Consider the following 18,156-nt stretch of genomic DNA (forward strand, 5'->3'; position numbering starts at 1 on the left):
ATTCGGTCTCCGCAGAATTCAATTCGAGCGTTTGAAACGATATTGATAATACCCGAATATTAATCAGACTAGCCAGAGACGATAATATCGAGTCGAATTACGCGACGATCGTCGATTGAAAGATATTTAACAATCTTTTCGACTTGTTAACCTCTAAAATAATTTCTGACGGACTTCCCTCGGAGCCGTCAAATTCGTGCCTTCAAAACCGTCGAATCTCACCGGCTCGACGGTTTCTTTTTAAAGGCATCATTTCTTCAGACATTATCCGCGGTCAAGCCGGATGACGGCATGCGGCAACGCGCAACCTTATGCCGCCGTCGCGCCGATCAGGTTCGCGAGCAGCGCATCGTATTCGGCGACGAGCGCGGGGTTCGCCGACGTATAGCGGCCGAGGATCTCGCGCTGGCGCCGCGCGTACCCTTGCCAGTCGTCGTCGTGCGTATGCAGCACGTGCAGCAGCGCTTCCGCGCCCTTCTGCACGTCGTTGCCAGGATAGTAGTAGCCGAGGTCCGGCACGAGGCTCGCGTTGTGCACGAGCGGATAACCCTGCCAGCACACGTCGAAATAGAAGTAGTTGAGCGGGTTCGCCCATTGATGCGACACGACGATGTCGGTCATCTCGGCCAGGAACAACGGCGTGTCGAAACGCCCGACGAAGCTCGCCTTGCCCGCGCGCACGATGTCCAGGTAGTTCATCAGCGTCACGAATTCGGGGCTGTTGTGCGCGAGGCGATCGGCGTTCGTCACGTGCGTGAAGCAGATCGCATCAGGGTCGCGGCGATACGCCTCGTCGATGATCAGCATCGGATACATGCAGAACTTCACGACGTTGTGGTTCGGCTCCATCACCGTCAGCCGCTTGCCCGGTTCGCTGCGCGGCCGGTATTCGCCACGCTCCGGCAGCGATTGCGCACGCGCCTCCAGACACATCGGGTCCCACACGAACGGCACGACGCGCCCCGGGCACCGGCGCAGCGACTGCAGGAACGGCAGCGACGACTCCGCGATCTGCGGAATGGCCCACAATTCGTCGTAGCCGCGGTTGATGAACAGCGAATCCCACATGCGGCGGCCGAACAGTATCGATTCCATCGAAGTGATGTACTCGAAGCCGCAGCAGTAGCTGACGATCTTCGCGCCGCGCGCCTTCAGGTAGGCCGTCTGCTCGCCGTCGATCTGACCGCCGAGTTCGATCAACACGTCGAGCCCATCCTTCATCTCGGCGAACGCGCGCGTGTCGTATACGCGGCGATCCCACGGCAGCGCATCGGTCAGCGCCACGTCGGTCGTGTTGACCAGCGTCACGCGATAGCCATGCGGCGACGCCATCAACAACTTCGCGAGAAACAACGCGTTCTGCTTGATGCCGTTGATCCACAGGCTTTCGTCGGGGGCGCGCAGGCCGATCGTGATACCGATGCGCAGGCCGTTCAGGGCAGGAGACTTCATCTCGTCGGCGGGGTGGGTGATTGAATGGATGCAGTGTAGCTCACGGCAATGGGCCGCGCGAGCCATCCGCCAGTCTAGCGAGGCGCCGGCCGCCAGACTGTCAGGCATGGTCATACGCGATGCGGCCGGGGGCCGTTCGCACCGTGCGGCCTGGCCAGGCGCGCCGTCGCCGACGGCCAGATGCGACAAGGCCGGCGCCGCGCCGCGAGGCGCCACGCCGGCCCGTGCGCGACGCACGCCCCGGTCAGCCTTCCGCCATCATCAGCAGCTGCGCGCCATCCGCGACCTGGTCGCCGACGCCGTACAGCACTTCGGCGACGACGCCCGCGCCCGGCGCGCCGATCGTGTGCTCCATCTTCATCGCCTCCATCACGATCAGCGGCGTGCCGGCCTCGACCTTCTGGCCCGGCTCGACCAGCACCGCGATCACCTTGCCGGGCATCGGTGCGGTGAGGCGGCCGCCGCCATGCTCGGCATCGCCCGCGTGCGCGAGCACGTTACGCCATTCGAAGGTCTCGGCGACACCCTGCGTGAACACGTGGAAACTGTCGCCATCCGCGTACACGCGGCCGCTGCTGCGCACGCCGTCGAGCGTCACGTCGAAGTCGAGCGGCGTCGCACCGCGGGTCCACGCGAACGGCTGCGCGGCCGCGTCGCCAGTGGCGAGGCGCGTGCTGCCGCCGTCGTCCTCGTAGGTGACCGTCGCGTCCGCTTCGCGTTCGGGCGCATGCCATTCGAGCGTGCGGCGATAGCCGCCGTTCAGCCGCCAGTCCGGCAGCGCACGCCACGGCGACGCGCCTTCCCGTGCGGCCGCGTCGCGTTCGCGCGCGAGCAGCGCGGCGCAGGCCAGCGCGAGCGTCGCGCGCGGCGGCTGTTGCGGCGCGAACAGCGCATCGTGGTTGCGCTCGATCAGGCCCGTGTCGAGATCGGCGATCGCGAACGGCTTGCAGGTGACGATTCGCTGCAGGAATGCGGCGTTCGTGTGCAGGCCGACCACCTCGCACGCACGCAGCGCGCGCAGCATCCGGCCGAGCGCTTCCGCGCGGTCCGCGCCGTGCACGATTAGCTTCGCGATCATCGGATCGTAGAACGGCGTGATCGCATCGCCCTCGCGCACGCCGCTGTCGATGCGCACCGGCGCGCCGATCGCGAACTCGACGCCTTCCGGCAGCCGCAGGTGCTTCAGCGTGCCGGTGGACGGCAGGAAGCCGCGCGCCGGATTCTCCGCATAGAGACGCGCCTCGATCGCATGCCCGTGCACGCGCAGCTCGTCCTGCTGCAGCGGCAGCGGCTCGCCCGATGCGACACGCAGTTGCCACTCGACGAGATCGAGCCCCGTGACCATCTCGGTGACCGGATGCTCGACCTGCAGGCGCGTGTTCATTTCCATGAAGTAGAACGCCTCGCCCGTCATGATGAATTCGACAGTGCCCGCGCCGACGTAATTCACCGCACGCGCGGCCGCGACCGCCGCCTCGCCCATCGCCTGGCGCACGTCTTCATGCAGCCCCGGCGCCGGCGCTTCCTCGAGCACCTTCTGGTGACGGCGCTGCACCGAGCAGTCGCGGTCGAACAGGTAGACGGTGTTGCCGTGCGTGTCGCCGAACACCTGCACCTCGACGTGACGCGGGCGCGTCAGGTACTTCTCGATCAGCACGCGATCGTTGCCGAAGCTGCTCGCGGCCTCGCGCTGGCACGACGCGAGCGCCGCCGGAAAGTCCTCGGAGCGCTCGACCACGCGCATGCCCTTGCCGCCGCCGCCGGCGCTGGCCTTCAGCAGCACCGGGTAGCCGATTGCGTCGGCTTCGCGATGCAGGTGGGCCGCGTCCTGGTCGTCGCCGTGATAGCCGGGCACGAGCGGCACGGCGGCCGCGTGCATCAGCGCCTTCGCGGCGGCCTTCGAGCCCATCGCCGCGATCGCGTCGACCGGCGGCCCGATGAACGCGATGCCGGCTTCTTCGCACGCGTGCGCGAAATCCTCGTTCTCCGACAGGAAACCGTAACCCGGGTGGATGGCCTGCGCGCCGGTCGCGCGCGCGGCCTCGATGATGCGCTCGATGCGCAGGTAGCTGTCCGCGGCCGCCGAGCCGCCGATGTGCACGGCTTCGTCGCACGCTGCGACGTGCTTCGCATTCGCGTCCGCGTCGGAATAGACGGCGACGCTCGCGATCCCGAGACGTTTGCACGTCGCGGCGACGCGGCAGGCGATTTCGCCGCGATTGGCGATCAGAATCTTGTCGAACATGGCTTCGGTGTCGTCCGGAAAGTTAGGGGCACGCCGTCATTCACGCCACGAAGGCGTGCGTTTCTCGAGGAAGGACGCGATCCCTTCGCGCGCTTCCGCGCCGGCGCGGGTCCGCGCAATCCAGTCGGCGGTCTGCTCGATCAGCGTCGCGTCGAGCGGCCGGCCGGCCACGTCGGCGACGAGCCGCTTGCATGCCTGCACCGCGTCGGGGCCGTTCGCGACGAGCGTCGCGGCCAGCTTCGCGACCGTTTCGTCGAGCGCCTCGGCCGGCACGGCATCGTGAATGAAGCCGAGCGACGCGGCGCGCGCACTGTCGAACACTTCGGCCGTCGTGAAGTAGCGACGTGCCGCGCGCTCGCCCATCGCGCGCACGACGTACGGCGCGATCGTCGCCGGAATCAGACCGAGCCGCGCTTCGGACAGGCAGAACTTCGCGCCTTCGGCGGCGATCGCGATGTCGGCCGCCGCGACGAGGCCCACGCCGCCCGCATACGCGTCGCCATGCACGCGCGCGATCACCGGCTTCCCGCAGCGATGGATCGCCTCGAGCATCCGCGCGAGCTTGCGCGCATCGGCGCGATTCTCGTCGTCCGAGTAACCGGCCATCTTCTTCATCCAGTTCAGGTCGGCGCCCGCGCAGAACGCCGCGCCTTCCGCCGCGAGCACGACGGCGCGCACGCCGGCGTGCGCATCGAGCCACTCGAACGCGGTGGTGAGCTCGGCGATCGTCGTCTCGTTGAACGCGTTGCGCACGTCGGGCCGCGCGAGCGTAACGGTCGCCACGCGGTTTGCTTCGTTGACCTTGATGGTTTCGTATCGCATCGTCCGCTCCTCGCTCGTTACATCCGGAACACGCCGAAGCGCGTATCGTCGATCGGCGCGTTCATCGATGCGGCAAGACCGAGCCCGAGCACGTCGCGTGTCTGCGCGGGATCGATCACGCCATCGTCCCACAGCCGCGCGCTCGCGTAATACGGATGGCCCTGGCGTTCGTACTGGTCACGGATCGGCTGCTTGAACGCCTCTTCTTCGTCGCTCGACCACGAACCGCCCTTCGCCTCGATGCCGTCGCGGCGCACGGTCGCGAGCACCGATGCAGCCTGCTCGCCGCCCATCACCGAGATCCGTGCGTTCGGCCACATCCACAGGAAACGCGGGCCGAATGCGCGGCCGCACATCCCGTAGTTGCCCGCGCCGAACGAGCCGCCGATGATCACCGTGAACTTCGGCACCTTCGCGTTCGACACGGCCGTCACCATCTTCGCGCCATGACGCGCGATGCCTTCGTTCTCGTACTTGCGGCCGACCATGAAGCCCGTGATGTTCTGCAGGAACACGAGCGGAATCTTGCGCTGGCAGCACAGCTCGATGAAATGCGCGCCCTTCACGGCCGACTCGGAAAACAGGATGCCGTTGTTCGCGACGATCCCGACCGGATGGCCCCAGATGTGCGCGAAGCCCGTGACGAGCGTCGTGCCGAAGCGCGCCTTGAATTCGTCGAACTCCGAATCGTCGACGATGCGCGCGATCACCTCGCGCACGTCGAACGGCTTGCGCGTGTCGACCGGAATCACGCCGTACAGGCTCTTCGCGTCGTAGCGCGGCGGCTTCGGTTCGCGCACCGCCACCGGCGGCGCGATCTTCGGTGCCAGGTGGCCGACGATGCTGCGCGCGATCGACAGCGCATGCGCGTCGTTCTGCGCGAGATGGTCGGCCACGCCCGACAGGCGCGTGTGCACGTCGCCGCCGCCGAGATCCTCCGCGCTCACTTCCTCGCCGGTCGCGGCCTTCACGAGCGGCGGGCCGCCGAGGAAAATCGTGCCCTGGTTCTTCACGATGATCGACTCGTCGCTCATCGCGGGCACATACGCGCCGCCCGCCGTGCACGAGCCCATCACGACCGCGATCTGCGCGATTCCCGCGGCGGACATCGTTGCCTGGTTGAAGAAGATGCGGCCGAAGTGGTCGCGATCGGGAAACACGTCGTCCTGGTTCGGCAGGTTCGCGCCGCCCGAATCGACGAGGTACACGCACGGCAGCCGGTTTTCCGCGGCGATTTCCTGCGCGCGCACGTGCTTCTTGACCGTCATCGGGTAGTAGGTGCCGCCCTTGACCGTCGCGTCGTTGCATACGATCACGCACTCGCGGCCCGCGATCCGGCCGATCCCGGTGATCACGCCCGCGCCTGGCGCGTCGTCGTTGTACATGCCGTTCGCCGCGAGCTGCGACAGCTCGAGGAACGGCGCACCCGGATCGAGCAGTTGCGCGATCCGGTCGCGCGGCAGCAGCTTGCCGCGCGACAGGTGCTTGTCGCGCGCGGCCTGGCCGCCGCCTTGCGCGAGCTGTTCGATCTTCGCGCGCAGGTCGGCGACGACCGCCTCCAGCGCCGCGGCGTTCGCGCGGAATTCTTCCGAACGCGGGTTCAGTTTCGATTCGATGATCGGCATCGACGGGGCTCCGTTCGCGTGACGTGGGGCGTTACATCGTTTCCGCGAACAGCTCGCGGCCGATCAGCATGCGGCGGATCTCGCTCGTGCCGGCGCCGATCTCGTACAGCTTCGCATCGCGCCACAGACGGCCGACCGGGTATTCGTTGATGTAGCCGTTGCCACCGAGAATCTGAATCGCCTCGCCGGCCATCCACGTCGCCTTCTCGGCCGTGTATAGGATCACGCCCGCGCAGTCCTTGCGCACCTGGCGGATGTGGTCGCTGCCCGCCGAGTCGAGATGGCGGCCAACCGCGTACAGGTACGCACGGCACGCCTGGAACGTGGTGTACATGTCGGCGACCTTGCCCTGGATCAGCTGGAATTCGCCGATCGACTGGCCGAACTGCTTGCGGTCGTGGATATACGGCACCACCGCGTCGAGACACGCGGCCATGATGCCCGTCGGGCCGCCCGACAGCACCGCGCGTTCGTAGTCGAGGCCGCTCATCAGCACCTTCACGCCGCCATTGAGCTGGCCGAGGATGTTCTCTTCCGGCACCTCGACGTCCTGGAACACGAGTTCGCCCGTGTGCGATCCGCGCATGCCGAGCTTGTCGAGCTTCTGCGCGACCGAGAAGCCCTTCATCCCCTTCTCGACGATGAACGCGGTGATGCCGCGCGGGCCGGCGTCGATGTCCGTCTTCGCGTAGACGACGAGCGTGTCGCAGTCGGGGCCGTTGGTGATCCACATCTTCGTGCCGTTGAGCACGTAGCGGTCGCCGCGCTTGTCCGCGCGCAGCTTCATGCTGACGACGTCGGAACCCGCGTTCGGCTCGCTCATCGCGAGCGCGCCGATGTGTTCGCCCGACACGAGCTTCGGCAGATATTTCCGCTTCTGCGCCTCAGTGCCGTTGCGGTGGATCTGGTTCACGCACAGGTTCGAGTGCGCGCCGTACGACAGGCCGATCGACGCCGATGCGCGCGAGATCTCTTCCATCGCGACCATGTGCGCGGTGTAGCCCATGTTCGCGCCGCCGTATTCCTCGGCGACCGTCATGCCGAGCACGCCGAGATCGCCGAACTTCTTCCACAGATCCATCGGAAACTGGTCGGTGCGGTCGACTTCCGCCGCGCGCGGCGTGATTTCCTTGGCCGCGAACGTCGCGACGGCGTCGCGCAGCATCTCGATGTCTTCACCGAGCATGAATTGCACACCGGGCAGATTGATCATGTCTCCTCCGTCTCCAGAAAGTGGGTCGCATGCGCCGATTTCTGAGTTTCGCTCAAATCGGATCAATGCGTCGATTCATTAAGCCAATACAGCGGAAATTTTGCACAGTTTCGCGCCTCGTCCGGCTTGGCGTCAATAGTTTTTTGAGTGACACTCAGATATCATTGCACGATGACAGCCGCTACCGCCGACACCATGACCGCCACCGCCAAAGCCGACCACCCCGAGCCGTCGCGCGCACCTGCCGGGCGCAAGTCCCAGCAGCGCGTGCAGGACATCCTGCGCGCCGGTCGTGAAGTGTTCGCCGAAAAGGGTTACGAGCATGCGACGGCCGCCGAGATCGCGCAGCGCGTCGGCGTATCGGAGGCGACGGTGTTCAGCTACTTCCGCGGCAAGCGCGAGCTGTGCGCGCGCGTGATTGCCGACTGGTATGACGAAATCATTGCCGCGTTCGAACTCGGGATGCCGCAGGAAGCGTCGGTGCAGCAGCAGTTCGCGTTCATCGTGCGCACGCACCTGCGGCTGATGCTGGTGAACGGCACCGGGCTGTGCGCGCTGGTGCTGTCGGAGGGGCGGGCGAAGCAGCATGCGTTGAGCGATGAGCTCACCGCGCTGCAGCGCCGCTACACGGCGCCGCTGATGGACGTACTCGCGCGCGGCCAGGCGGCCGGGCAGGTACGCAGCGACATGCCGCTGAGCCTGCTGCGCTCGATGGTGTTCGGGCCGATCGAGCACGTGCTGTGGGACGCGATCCTCGGGCACCGCAAGCTCGATACGGAAACGACGGCCACCCAGCTCATCGACATGCTTTGGGCCGCCGTGCAGCCGCCCGCGCCGGAGCAGGCGGCGCTGGTGCGCTTCAGGAATGAAGTCGCGGAAGCGGTCCGGCGGCTGGAACGCGAAGCGTCACGCCCGTGACGCCGGCGGGCGGCACGGCGCGCCTGCCGCGTTGCCGCCTCACCTTTGCTGGGCATTCAATCGCTACGACTCCTCGCCGACCCGCAGCGGCGCACGGCTCTGCTCGTTGTTCAAATGAACGAACTTGCGCAGCAGGCGCATCAGTTCCCGCGAATCGTCCTCCCCCATGCCGTCGAACAGGCCGGCGCGCAGTTCCTGTACCGACGGAATCAGGTGCGTGAGCAGCTCGACACCCGCCGGCGTCAATAGCAAGCGCCGCTGACGCCGCTGCAACACTTCGCGGACGATCAATCCTTTCGCTTCGAGCCGGACCGCGAGGTCCGCGGTCGTCGACGTGTCGAGCGCCACCCGCTGCGCGAGCGTCACCTGATCGAGCCCAGGGCACTCGTAGAGCATCCGCAGGACCGCGTACTGCACGGGCGTCACGTCCCGGCCAAGCTTCTCGTAAAACATCGCAACCGCGATCTGGTGCGCGCGCCGGATCAGGTGCCCGGGTTCGTCGTACAGGTCGAGCGGGAAAGCCGGCGCGTCGGCGGGATTCGTTTTTTCCATGAATGAGTCGATGACATAGGCGGCGCACGCTGTTGCGTGCGCCGACGGCATGGCGCTGCATCGCGCCATCTCCCGGGAAAACCAGTATACCGCTCGCCTTGCCCTGACCAACATCAATAAGTACACTGAATCTCATTCAGTACACGGAATGAAGGATTGCCGCGCACCGGCGGCACCGCCCTGAAGGAGACGAAGAACATGTTTCTCAAGAACGCTTGGTATGTCGCGTGCACGCCCGATGAAATCGACGGCAAGCCGCTGGGCCGCAAGATCTGCAACGAGTCGATGGTGTTCTACCGCGCGGCGGACGGCCGGGTCGCCGCGCTCGAAGACTTCTGCCCGCACCGCGGCGCGCCGCTGTCGCTGGGATTCGTGCGCGACGGCGTGCTCGTGTGCGGCTATCACGGGCTGGAAATGGGCTGCAACGGCAAGACGGCCGGCATGCCGGGCCAGCGCGTCGGCGGCTTTCCGCCGATCCGCAGCTTTCCGGTGGTCGAGCGGTATGGATTCGTCTGGGTGTGGCCCGGCGATGCGTCCGCGGCCGATCCCGACAAACTGCCCGCGCTTCAGTGGGCCGAAGATCCTGCCTGGGCACACGGCGGCGGCCTGTATCACATCCGTTGCGACTACCGGCTGATGATCGACAACCTGATGGACCTCACGCACGAGACCTACGTGCATGCGACGAGCATCGGCCAGAAGGAAATCGACGAAGCGCCGCCGAAGACGACCGCCAACGGCGACGAAGTCGTCACGAGCCGCTTCATGGAGAACGTGATGCCGCCGCCGTTCTGGCGGATGGCGCTGCGCGGCAACGGGCTGGCCGATGACGTGGCGGTCGACCGCTGGCAGATCTGCCGCTTCACGCCGCCGAGCCACGTGATGATCGAAGTGGGCGTCGCGCATGCAGGCCACGGAGGCTACGACGCACCGGCCGAGCTGAAAGCGTCGTCGATCGTGGTCGACTTCATCACGCCAGAGACGGACACGTCGATCTGGTATTTCTGGGGGATGGCGCGCAACTTCCGGCCCGACGATCACGCGTTGACCGCCGAGATCCGCGACGGCCAGGGCAAGATCTTCGCCGAGGATCTCGAGATGCTCGAGCGCCAGCAACGCAACCTCGAGCAGTGGCCGGACCGCAAGCTGCTCAAGCTCAACATCGACGCGGGCGGCGTGCTGTCGCGCAAGGTGATCGAGCGGCTGCTCGCCGACGAAAGCGCATCGAGTCCGCAGCGGCCCGTGATTCCGGTCGCGCAGATCAAGGAGGCGTCATGAGCACCGCGACGCTGACGGTCCGGGTGGCCCGCAAGTGGCAGGAAGCGCGTGACATCTGCGGTTTCGAATTCGTCAGCGATGACGGGTCGCCCCTGCCGCGCTTCGACGCCGGCGCGCATATCGACGTGTATTTGCCGGGCGGGCTCGTGCGCCAGTACTCGCTGTGCAACCACCCCGAATCCGGCGATCGCTACCAGATCGCGGTGCTGCGCGATGCCGAGGGCCGCGGCGGGTCGCGCGCGATTCACGACGAAGTCCGGCAAGGCGATACCGTACGCATCGGCATGCCGCGCAATCAATTTCCGCTCGCGCCCGACGCGCCGCACCACCTGTTGCTCGCGGGCGGGATCGGCGTCACGCCGATTCTCTGCATGGCGGAACGGCTGTTCTCGTCCGGCACGCCCTTCGACATGCACTACTGCGCGCGTTCGACCGATCGCATGGCCTTTGTCGAGCGGATCAAAGCAGCCGGGTTCCGCGACCGCGCCCGCTTCCACGTCGACGACGGCGAACCCGCGCAACGTCTCGACCTGCCCGCCGTACTCGCCGCAGCGCCTGACGGCACCCACCTGTACGTATGCGGCCCGCGCGGCTTCATGGACGCGGTGCTGAACGCCGCGCGCGAGCGCAACTGGGCCGACGAGCGGCTGCATTACGAGTTCTTCGGCGGCGCGGTTGCGTCGTCCGGCGCGGATCGCGCGTTCCAGGTCCGCATCGCGAGCAGCTGCAAGGTGATCGACGTGCCGGCCGAATGCACGGTCATCGCCGCGCTGGCAGCCCACGGCGTCGACGTGCTCACGTCGTGCGAGCAAGGCGTATGCGGCACCTGCGTGACGCGCGTGCTCGAAGGCGAGCCCGATCATCGCGATTCGTATCTGACGGAAGCGGAACAAGCGGCCGGCGACCAGTTCATGCCGTGCTGCTCGCGATCGCGAAGCGATCTGCTGGTACTCGACCTGTAGACGGACCGCCCGACACGAGGCGGCCAATCACAATACTGGAGACGATCAATGGAGCAGCCTGCCCGGCCCCCCATCAACACAACTCGATTCCCGGTCGACCGATGGTGGGTCGCCGCGCTGTCGTCCGAACTGACGGACAAACCCGTCGCCCGCACGCTGCTCGGCCACCCGGTCGTGCTGTTCCGGTTGCCGTCCGGGGAAGTCGGTGCGCTGGAAGATCGCTGCTGCCACAAGTCGCTGCCGCTGTCGTGCGGCTCGCTCGAAGCGCGCGGCCTGCGCTGCGGCTATCACGGCCTGCTGTTCGACCGCGACGGCACCTGTGTGGAGATTCCCGGCCAGGACCGGATTCCGGCAAAGGCGTGTGTGTCGTCGTATCCGGTACAGGAACAGGACGCGATCGTCTGGATCTGGATCGGCGCCGATGCGCACGCCCAACCGACCTGCGCGCCGCCGCGCTATGCGTTCCACACGGATCCGCAATACCGGTTCGGCGGCGGCAACTACCATTACGACGCACCGTATCAGCTGATTCACGACAACCTGATGGATCTGAGCCACCTCGGCTATGTCCACCTGAAAACGATCGGCGGCAACGCGTCACTGCACATGGGCGCGGAAACCCGCGTCAGCAGCGACGGCGACACGGTGACGCTGGTCCGCCGGATGCCGGATTCCGACCCGCCGCCGACCTACACGGCCGCATGGCCGTTCGCGGGCCCGGTCGATCGCTGGCAGGAAATCGAATTCCACGTGTCGCATATCCGGATCTGGACCGGCGCGATGGACGCCGGCACCGGCGACCTGCTCGATCCCGCGCGCGGCGGCTTTCACATGCGCGGCTTCCACGGCATCACGCCGGAGACGGACACCACGACGCACTATTTCTGGACCGTCGCGACCAATCCGCAATACGACGTCGAACGCGTCGCGCAAACGGTCATCGAGCAATCCGCGGCGACGTTCGATGAAGACAAGACCGTGATCGAAGCGCAATACCGGAATCAGCTGCGGTTTCCGGACAGCCGCCAGATCGACATTCACGTCGACGCGGGCCCCAATCGCGCGCGGCGCGTGATCCAGCGGCTGCTGCAACAACCCGAACTCGCGTAACCGTCGCGCCGGCGGGCGAACGACACCTTGCCGGTCGCGGCAGGCATTCATCGCGGTTGGCAGCCCGCACAGGCATTCGCGTTAGCGTTCGCCCCGCTCGCTACAGCCGGATTCGATTTCTTCCAATTCAATTAGTCGTACTATTTTTATGAAGGGTCTTTGACGTGAGTGCAAATATCCGCAATACGATCGACGCATCCTCGATGAGTGTGTTCCAGACGATGGCGGTCACGGCCTGCGTCGTGCTGAACATGCTCGATGGCTTCGACGTGCTGGCCATCGCGTTTGCCGCACCGCACCTGGCTGCCGAGTGGAAACTGAGCGGCAAGGAAATCGGCCTGCTGCTGAGCGCGGGGCTCGCCGGCATGGGGATCGGCTCGGTGCTGATCGCGCCGCTCGCCGATCGCATCGGCCGCCGCCGCATCATCCTGTTCTGCCTCGCCGTCATCTCGACCGGGATGCTCGCCTGCGCGGCCACGCACAGCACGCTGCAACTCGCGATCGCACGTGCGTACACGGGGCTCGGCATCGGCGGCATGCTGGCGAGCCTGACCGTCATCAGCGGCGAATACGCGTCGAACAAATGGCGCAGCGCCGCGATCGGCATGCAGTCGACCGGCTACGCGATCGGCGCCACCGCTGGCGGCGTCATCGCCGGCTACCTGCTGTCGACGTGGGGATGGCGCAGCGTGTTCGCGTTCGGCGGCATCCTGACCTTGACGGCGATCCCGATGGTGCTCGCCCTGCTGCCGGAATCGCTCGACTTCCTGCTGGCACGGCGTCCGGACGACGCGTTGCAGAAAATCAACCGCATCCTCGCGAGAATGAAGCGCGCGCCGATCGACGCGCTGCCGGCCATGACTGCGTCCATCGACACGACGAGCCCCGCGTCGAGCTGGACGGCCGTGCTGCGCGCGCCGCTCACGCGCCGCACGATCGCGCTGTGGATCGCGTTCTTTCTCGTGATGGGCAGCTTTTATTTCGTCGTGAGCTGGACGCCGAAGCTGCTGGTCCAGGCCGGACTGTCGGCATCGCAAGGCGTGACCGGTGGCGTGCTGCTCAACCTCGGCGGCATCGCGGGCGCGTCGCTCTTCAGCTTGCTGTCCACCCGGTTCGGCCTGCGCAACCTGCTGGGCGCGACGCTGTTGCTGGGCGGCGCGCTGATGGTCGTGTTCGGCATGAACACCGGCTCGCTCGGCATCGGGATGACCGTCGGGGTGTTCCTCGGCGCCGTGATCAATGCGTGCGTGGCCGGCATGTATGCGTTGTCGCCGACGCCCTATCCCGCCGAGATCCGTACGACCGGCATCGGTCTCGCGGTCGGCATCGGCCGCCTCGGCGCGATCCTGTCGCCGATGACGGTCGGCGCGCTGCTGGACGACGGCTGGTCCGTGCCCCATCTCTATCTCGCGTTCCTCGTGCCGATGGCCGGCGCGGCGATTGCCGTCGCCGTGGCGTGCGGGCGCGCCGTGGCACCGCACCGGCAGCGCGACCCGGCGATCTCGTAACGCGACGCCCGAAGTCCTGCCGATACCCGTCGGCATTCCCGGCATGCCCCGGGCCTGAAAAATCGATAAGTACATCTACTTACTGTTTGGAGACAGCCATGAAAACGAAACTGGGCGTCGCATTCGCGACGGCGATGGCGCTGGCCGGACCGGCCTGTGCGCAAAGCAGCGTCACGCTGTACGGGATCATCGATACCGGCGTGTCCTACTACAACAATGCGGCGCACGGCGGGACGTTCACCGGGATGCCGACGCTGACCGGCGAAGTGCCGTCACGCTGGGGCCTGCGAGGCACGGAGGATCTCGGCGGCGGCTACCAGGCGTTCTTCGTGCTCGAAAACGGCTTCCAGCCCGGCACCGGTGCGCTGAACTACGGCGGGCGTCTGTTCGGGCGGCAGGCGAACGTGGGCGTGAACAGCCCCTTCGGCGCGCTGACCCTCGGCCGCCAGATGAACATGTCGATGATCGTGCTGACCAATGCCGACGTGATCGGCCCGTCGATTCATTCGATGGCGGATTTCGACTCGTATCTACCGAACGCGCGCAGCGACAATGCGATCGGCTACAAGGGCACGTTCCACGGCGTGACGCTCGGCGCGACCTACAGCTTCGGCCGTGATGCGGCCGGGCCGGCGGGACCGTCCGCGACGGGCTGCGCGGGACAGGTTCCCGGCGACATCGTAGCCTGCCGCCAATACACGGCGATGCTCGCCTATGACGCAAGCAATTTCGGGGTCGCCGCATCGCACGACGTGATGCGAGGCGGCGGCGGCGCGCTCGCGCCGCTGAACAATCCGGCGTACACCGACACGCGCGACATCGTCGCCGGCTACGTGAAGATCGGCCCCGCGAAACTCGGCGCCGGCTGGATCCGCCGCAACCTCGCGGCGGCCGCACACCTGCAGGCCGACATCGTGTTCGCCGGCGGCACGTATTACGCGACACCGTACCTCGCGCTCGACCTGCAAGGCGTGCGCTACCTGCAACGCCGCGAAAACGGCGAAGGCGGCACGAACGCCACGCTCTTCGTCGGTCGGGCGAACTATTTCCTGTCGAAGCGGACGACCGTCTATACGTCGGTGGGCTATATGTTCAACAGCACGCTGGCCGCGAACGCGGTCGCCGCCGGCGGGACGGTCGGCACCGGGATGAATCAGCTCGGCGTGATGGCCGGCATCCAGCAGAAGTTCTGATCGCCGGACAGCGCCCGTCGATCAATCGGCACGCCGGCAATGCGAGAGCTTCAACCCGGGCAGCACCGGCGCGTCGATATAGCCTTCGTTCTCGCAACTGAAGCGGAAATTCGCGGACGCCGTGAACGGCTTGATCTCGCCGCCGGGGAATTTCGGGTTCAGCGCGGCCTGGTCGGCCACGTCGAAATGCGTATCGAACTGTTCGCCGTCGGTCGTCAACGCACCGAAGTACGTGCCGCCCGGGTCGCTGCCCATCCGGATCACGGCGCCGACGAACGCGAGGCGCTTGCCGTCGTATTTCGTCTTCGCGGCGGCCATGTCCTGCGTATAGGCCTCGATCACGGTGCCGTAGTGCGCGTCGATCGCGGGCTCCGCGGCCGGCGCGGCGCAGGCGCCCTGGTGAACGCCCGCCAGCAGCGCGCATGCGGCCAACGCGGCCGTCATGAACGGCGCGGAAATCTTCTTCATGGGTGGTCTCCCGTCAAGCGGAGTGGTTGAAGTCGTTGACCGAGGCGCGGCGCCGGCTCCCCGGCGCCACGCCGGACGATCGTGCTGCCGTTGCTTGATTCGTTCGAATCGCGGAACACGGCTGCGGTCACTTCACCACCCGCATGGTCGACGGCGGTGCGAAACATCGCGCTGCACGCGACGTGACAGGAAGATGGCATGGCGCGGCCCCCGGCTCTCATTGAATTTCACTGCGTCTGATTTTGGCCGCTACGGTAGCAGACGGCCGAAGACCCGGCAATCGCGATGCACGGTCCATATCGGCCTCATTACAATTGCAAACGATTCTCATTACGTATATCATGCGCGTCCTGCCTCGGCGAATCAGTGAAGCGCCGCGGCCCGCGCCTTCATCCTTAGCACTCCGTTCATTCATCGATTCATGCCATCCCGTCGACCGCCCCGCCGCGCGCGGACCTTGCGTCCGTGGCGCGCGAGCCTGCCTGCCCTGATCACCCTTTGCGTCGCAAGCGGCGCGCATGCGGATGCCGAACCTGCCGCCACGGCCTCGCCGGCCTCCCCGGCCACGTCCTCGCGCGCGTCGACGCCCGCGCCGCCCGAACGCGAACTGCCGACGATCAGCGTCAGCGCATCGGCGGCCACCGATCCGACCGTCGGCTACCAGCCGCGCACCAGCAGCGTCGCCGGCGGCGACGATCGTCCGCTCAAGGAGATTCCGCAATCGGTCGCCGTGGTCAGCAGCAGCGTGATGCAGGACCAGCAGGTGCGTTCGCTCGACGACGTGCTCGGCAACATCAGCGGCGTGACGCAGACCAACACGCTCGGCGGCACGCGCGACGCGTTCATCAAGCGCGGCTTCGGCTCGAACAACGACGGCTCCGTGCTCGTCGACGGCGTGCGCACGCCGGTGCTGCACAGCTACCTCGCGACGATCGACCGCGTCGAAGTGCTGAAGGGCCCCGCTTCGCTGCTGTACGGGATGCAGGACCCGGGCGGTGTGATCAACCTCGTCACGCGCAAGCCGGAAGGAACATTCGGCGGCTCGATCTCGGCCTCGCGCACGAGCCACGGCGGCAGCGGCGCGCAGTTCGACCTGACCGGTCCGCTCGGCAAGCCAGGCCAGGTCGCGGGCGGCACGCTCGCGTTCCGGCTCACCGGCGAATACGACACGAGCCGCTACTGGCGCAGCTTCGGCCGCCAACGCGATGCGCTGATCGCGCCCGCGCTGTCGTGGCACGACGCGAACACGTCGATCGACGTCAGCTACCAGTACGTCGACTACACGATGCCGTTCGATCGCGGCACCGTGCTCGTGAACGGCCGCCCCGACGATGCGCTGCGCTATCGCCGCTACGAGGAAGCGTGGGCGCAAAGCAGCGGAATCCAGGAAACGCTGCGCGCGCGCATCGAGCACCGCTTCTCCGACGCATGGCGCGTGCGCGCGACCTACGGCTGGGGCCGCGACCGCTACGATCAATACATCACCCGCGCGACCGCCTTCAACAGCACGACCGGCGCGCTATCGCGCACGTCCGACGCGAACCTCGGGCGCAACGACTCCGACCAGATCGCAACGCTCGGCCTGCTCGGCAACCTGACGCTCGCGGGCATGAACCACGTGCTCTACATCGGAGGCGAATACGAGCGGCAGCGCAGCTTCCGCGGCGACACGATCCGCGGCACCGCGACCAAGGGCTTCAATCTCTACGATCCCGTCTACGACCTGCTCGCGCCCGGCGGCACGATAAGCACGAAGCAGAGCGACTCGCTTTCGAAGGTCCACACGTACTCGATGATCGTGCAGGACTCCGTGAAGATCACCGATCGGCTCACCGCGGTCGGCGGGTTGCGCTGGGAGGACTGGCAGCAAGAATCGGGGATGGGGCGGCCGTTCGTGTTCGCCGACCGCTCGCACGGCAACGTGTGGCTGCCGCAGTTCGGGCTCGCCTATGCGATCACGCCGTCGCTGACCGCGTATGCGAACGTGAGCCGCTCGTTCAAGACGAACGTCGCGTCGAACGTGGCTGCGCCGCTCACGCCGGAATTCGGCCGCGTGCTGGAAGCCGGCCTGAAGTTCAACCTGAAGCCCGGCATCACCGGCACGCTCGCGGCCTACCAGATCGACAAGCGCAACGTCGCGGTCACGGTCGGCGACATCACGTCGACCATCGGCACCGCGCGCTCGCGCGGGATCGAACTCGACGTCGCGGGGCAGCTCACGCGCCATCTGAGCCTGATCGGCAGCTACGCGTACACGAACGCGAACGACCGCGACAGCAACACGCCGCTCGTCAACGTCGCGCGCCACATGGGCAGTCTGTTCGCGGTGTACGACACGGCGATCGCGAACCTGCCCGGACGCTGGCGCTTCGGCGGCGGCGTGCGGCTCGTCGGCGCACGGCCCGGCGACACCGCGAACAGCTTCACGCTGCCCGGCTACGTGACCGTCGATGCTTTCGCGGCCTATGAAACGACGATCGGCAAGTTCCCGACACGCATCCAGCTCAACGTGAAGAACCTGCTCGACAAGACCTACTATCCGTCGAGCAACAGCAATCTGATCGTCGCGGTCGGCGAGCCGCGGCTCGTCACGCTGACGACGACGGTGTCGTTCTAAGGTTCTGATGTCCTGATGTGTGCGTGGGCGGCAGGCAAACAGCGGCCCACGCTCAAAATTGCAACCATCGGGTATGCGCTGAAATGAATTTTGTACAGTTAGCCGCCCATCTGAACGGCTTTTCAGATCGATCCTATATTCAAATCGCGAGTAATTGCGCACGCTTGTGCCTGGAGAATTTCATGCACGTCCA

Annotated in this window: 14 protein-coding genes; 7 read left to right on the top strand and 7 right to left on the bottom strand. The window is 66.4% G+C overall.

Annotated elements, in window-relative coordinates; all coding sequences use genetic code 11:
- Positions 1 to 309: 309 nt before the first annotated feature.
- The 5 genes from WS75_RS16775 to WS75_RS16795 all read right to left on the bottom strand — a co-directional run bounded on the left by WS75_RS16775 (position 310) and on the right by WS75_RS16795 (position 7,357).
- Complete coding sequence (locus WS75_RS16775) at positions 310 to 1,452, bottom strand: DUF2827 domain-containing protein (RefSeq protein WP_059681495.1); 1,143 nt, start codon at positions 1,450 to 1,452, stop codon at positions 310 to 312.
- Positions 1,453 to 1,696: 244 nt separating this feature from the next.
- Positions 1,697 to 3,697 (bottom strand): acetyl/propionyl/methylcrotonyl-CoA carboxylase subunit alpha, encoded by a 2,001-nt coding sequence (locus WS75_RS16780; protein ID WP_059681496.1) that lies wholly within the window; start codon positions 3,695 to 3,697, stop codon positions 1,697 to 1,699.
- Between the two features lie 36 nt (positions 3,698 to 3,733).
- Positions 3,734 to 4,519, bottom strand: a complete 786-nt coding sequence (locus tag WS75_RS16785) for an enoyl-CoA hydratase/isomerase family protein (protein ID WP_059681497.1) — start codon at positions 4,517 to 4,519, stop codon at positions 3,734 to 3,736.
- Positions 4,520 to 4,536: 17 nt separating this feature from the next.
- On the bottom strand, positions 4,537 to 6,144 hold the full coding sequence (locus WS75_RS16790; protein WP_059681498.1) for a carboxyl transferase domain-containing protein: 1,608 nt from the start codon (positions 6,142 to 6,144) through the stop codon (positions 4,537 to 4,539).
- Positions 6,145 to 6,175: 31 nt separating this feature from the next.
- On the bottom strand, positions 6,176 to 7,357 hold the full coding sequence (locus WS75_RS16795) for an isovaleryl-CoA dehydrogenase (RefSeq protein WP_059681499.1): 1,182 nt from the start codon (positions 7,355 to 7,357) through the stop codon (positions 6,176 to 6,178).
- A 171-nt stretch (positions 7,358 to 7,528) separates the two neighbouring features.
- Here WS75_RS16795 and WS75_RS16800 point away from each other — a divergent pair, with 171 nt between their 5' ends.
- Positions 7,529 to 8,275 (top strand): TetR/AcrR family transcriptional regulator, encoded by a 747-nt coding sequence (locus tag WS75_RS16800; RefSeq protein ID WP_059681500.1) that lies wholly within the window; start codon positions 7,529 to 7,531, stop codon positions 8,273 to 8,275.
- Positions 8,276 to 8,338: 63 nt separating this feature from the next.
- On the opposite strand, the gene WS75_RS16805 is transcribed toward WS75_RS16800, so the two are convergent.
- Positions 8,339 to 8,827 carry a MarR family winged helix-turn-helix transcriptional regulator gene (locus WS75_RS16805; protein ID WP_059681509.1) on the bottom strand — a complete coding sequence of 163 codons (489 nt, stop codon included), beginning with the start codon at positions 8,825 to 8,827 and terminating at the stop codon, positions 8,339 to 8,341.
- Between the two features lie 198 nt (positions 8,828 to 9,025).
- On the opposite strand from WS75_RS16805, the gene WS75_RS16810 reads away from it, so the two are divergent.
- The 5 genes from WS75_RS16810 to WS75_RS16830 all read left to right on the top strand — a co-directional run bounded on the left by WS75_RS16810 (position 9,026) and on the right by WS75_RS16830 (position 14,878).
- A complete protein-coding gene (locus WS75_RS16810; protein ID WP_059681510.1) occupies positions 9,026 to 10,105 on the top strand; it encodes an aromatic ring-hydroxylating dioxygenase subunit alpha in 1,080 nt (359 codons plus the stop codon).
- Positions 10,102 to 11,067: a PDR/VanB family oxidoreductase gene (locus WS75_RS16815; RefSeq protein WP_059681501.1), complete on the top strand. Its 966-nt coding sequence runs from the start codon at positions 10,102 to 10,104 to the stop codon at positions 11,065 to 11,067. The genes WS75_RS16810 and WS75_RS16815 overlap by 4 nt, the downstream gene beginning before the upstream one ends.
- 48 nt (positions 11,068 to 11,115) lie before the next feature.
- A complete protein-coding gene (locus WS75_RS16820; protein WP_059681502.1) occupies positions 11,116 to 12,177 on the top strand; it encodes a Rieske 2Fe-2S domain-containing protein in 1,062 nt (353 codons plus the stop codon).
- 164 nt (positions 12,178 to 12,341) lie between these two features.
- The gene (locus WS75_RS16825; protein ID WP_059681503.1) at positions 12,342 to 13,685 is read left to right on the top strand and encodes an MFS transporter; all 1,344 of its coding nucleotides are present in this window, start codon (positions 12,342 to 12,344) and stop codon (positions 13,683 to 13,685) included.
- A gap of 98 nt (positions 13,686 to 13,783) precedes the next feature.
- Entirely contained in the window at positions 13,784 to 14,878 is a 1,095-nt protein-coding gene (locus WS75_RS16830; protein ID WP_059681504.1) for a porin, read from the top strand.
- A 21-nt stretch (positions 14,879 to 14,899) separates the two neighbouring features.
- Here WS75_RS16830 and WS75_RS16835 read toward each other — a convergent pair whose 3' ends face one another.
- Positions 14,900 to 15,346, bottom strand: coding sequence for a hypothetical protein (locus tag WS75_RS16835; protein ID WP_059681505.1), 447 nt, complete (start codon positions 15,344 to 15,346; stop codon positions 14,900 to 14,902).
- Between the two features lie 421 nt (positions 15,347 to 15,767).
- Here WS75_RS16835 and WS75_RS16840 point away from each other — a divergent pair, with 421 nt between their 5' ends.
- Positions 15,768 to 17,963 carry a TonB-dependent siderophore receptor gene (locus WS75_RS16840; protein WP_059681506.1) on the top strand — a complete coding sequence of 732 codons (2,196 nt, stop codon included), beginning with the start codon at positions 15,768 to 15,770 and terminating at the stop codon, positions 17,961 to 17,963.
- Positions 17,964 to 18,156 lie beyond the last annotated feature (193 nt).

The organism is Burkholderia sp. FL-7-2-10-S1-D7 (assembly GCF_001524185.1).
Classification (GTDB): Bacteria; Pseudomonadota; Gammaproteobacteria; order Burkholderiales; family Burkholderiaceae; genus Burkholderia; species Burkholderia diffusa.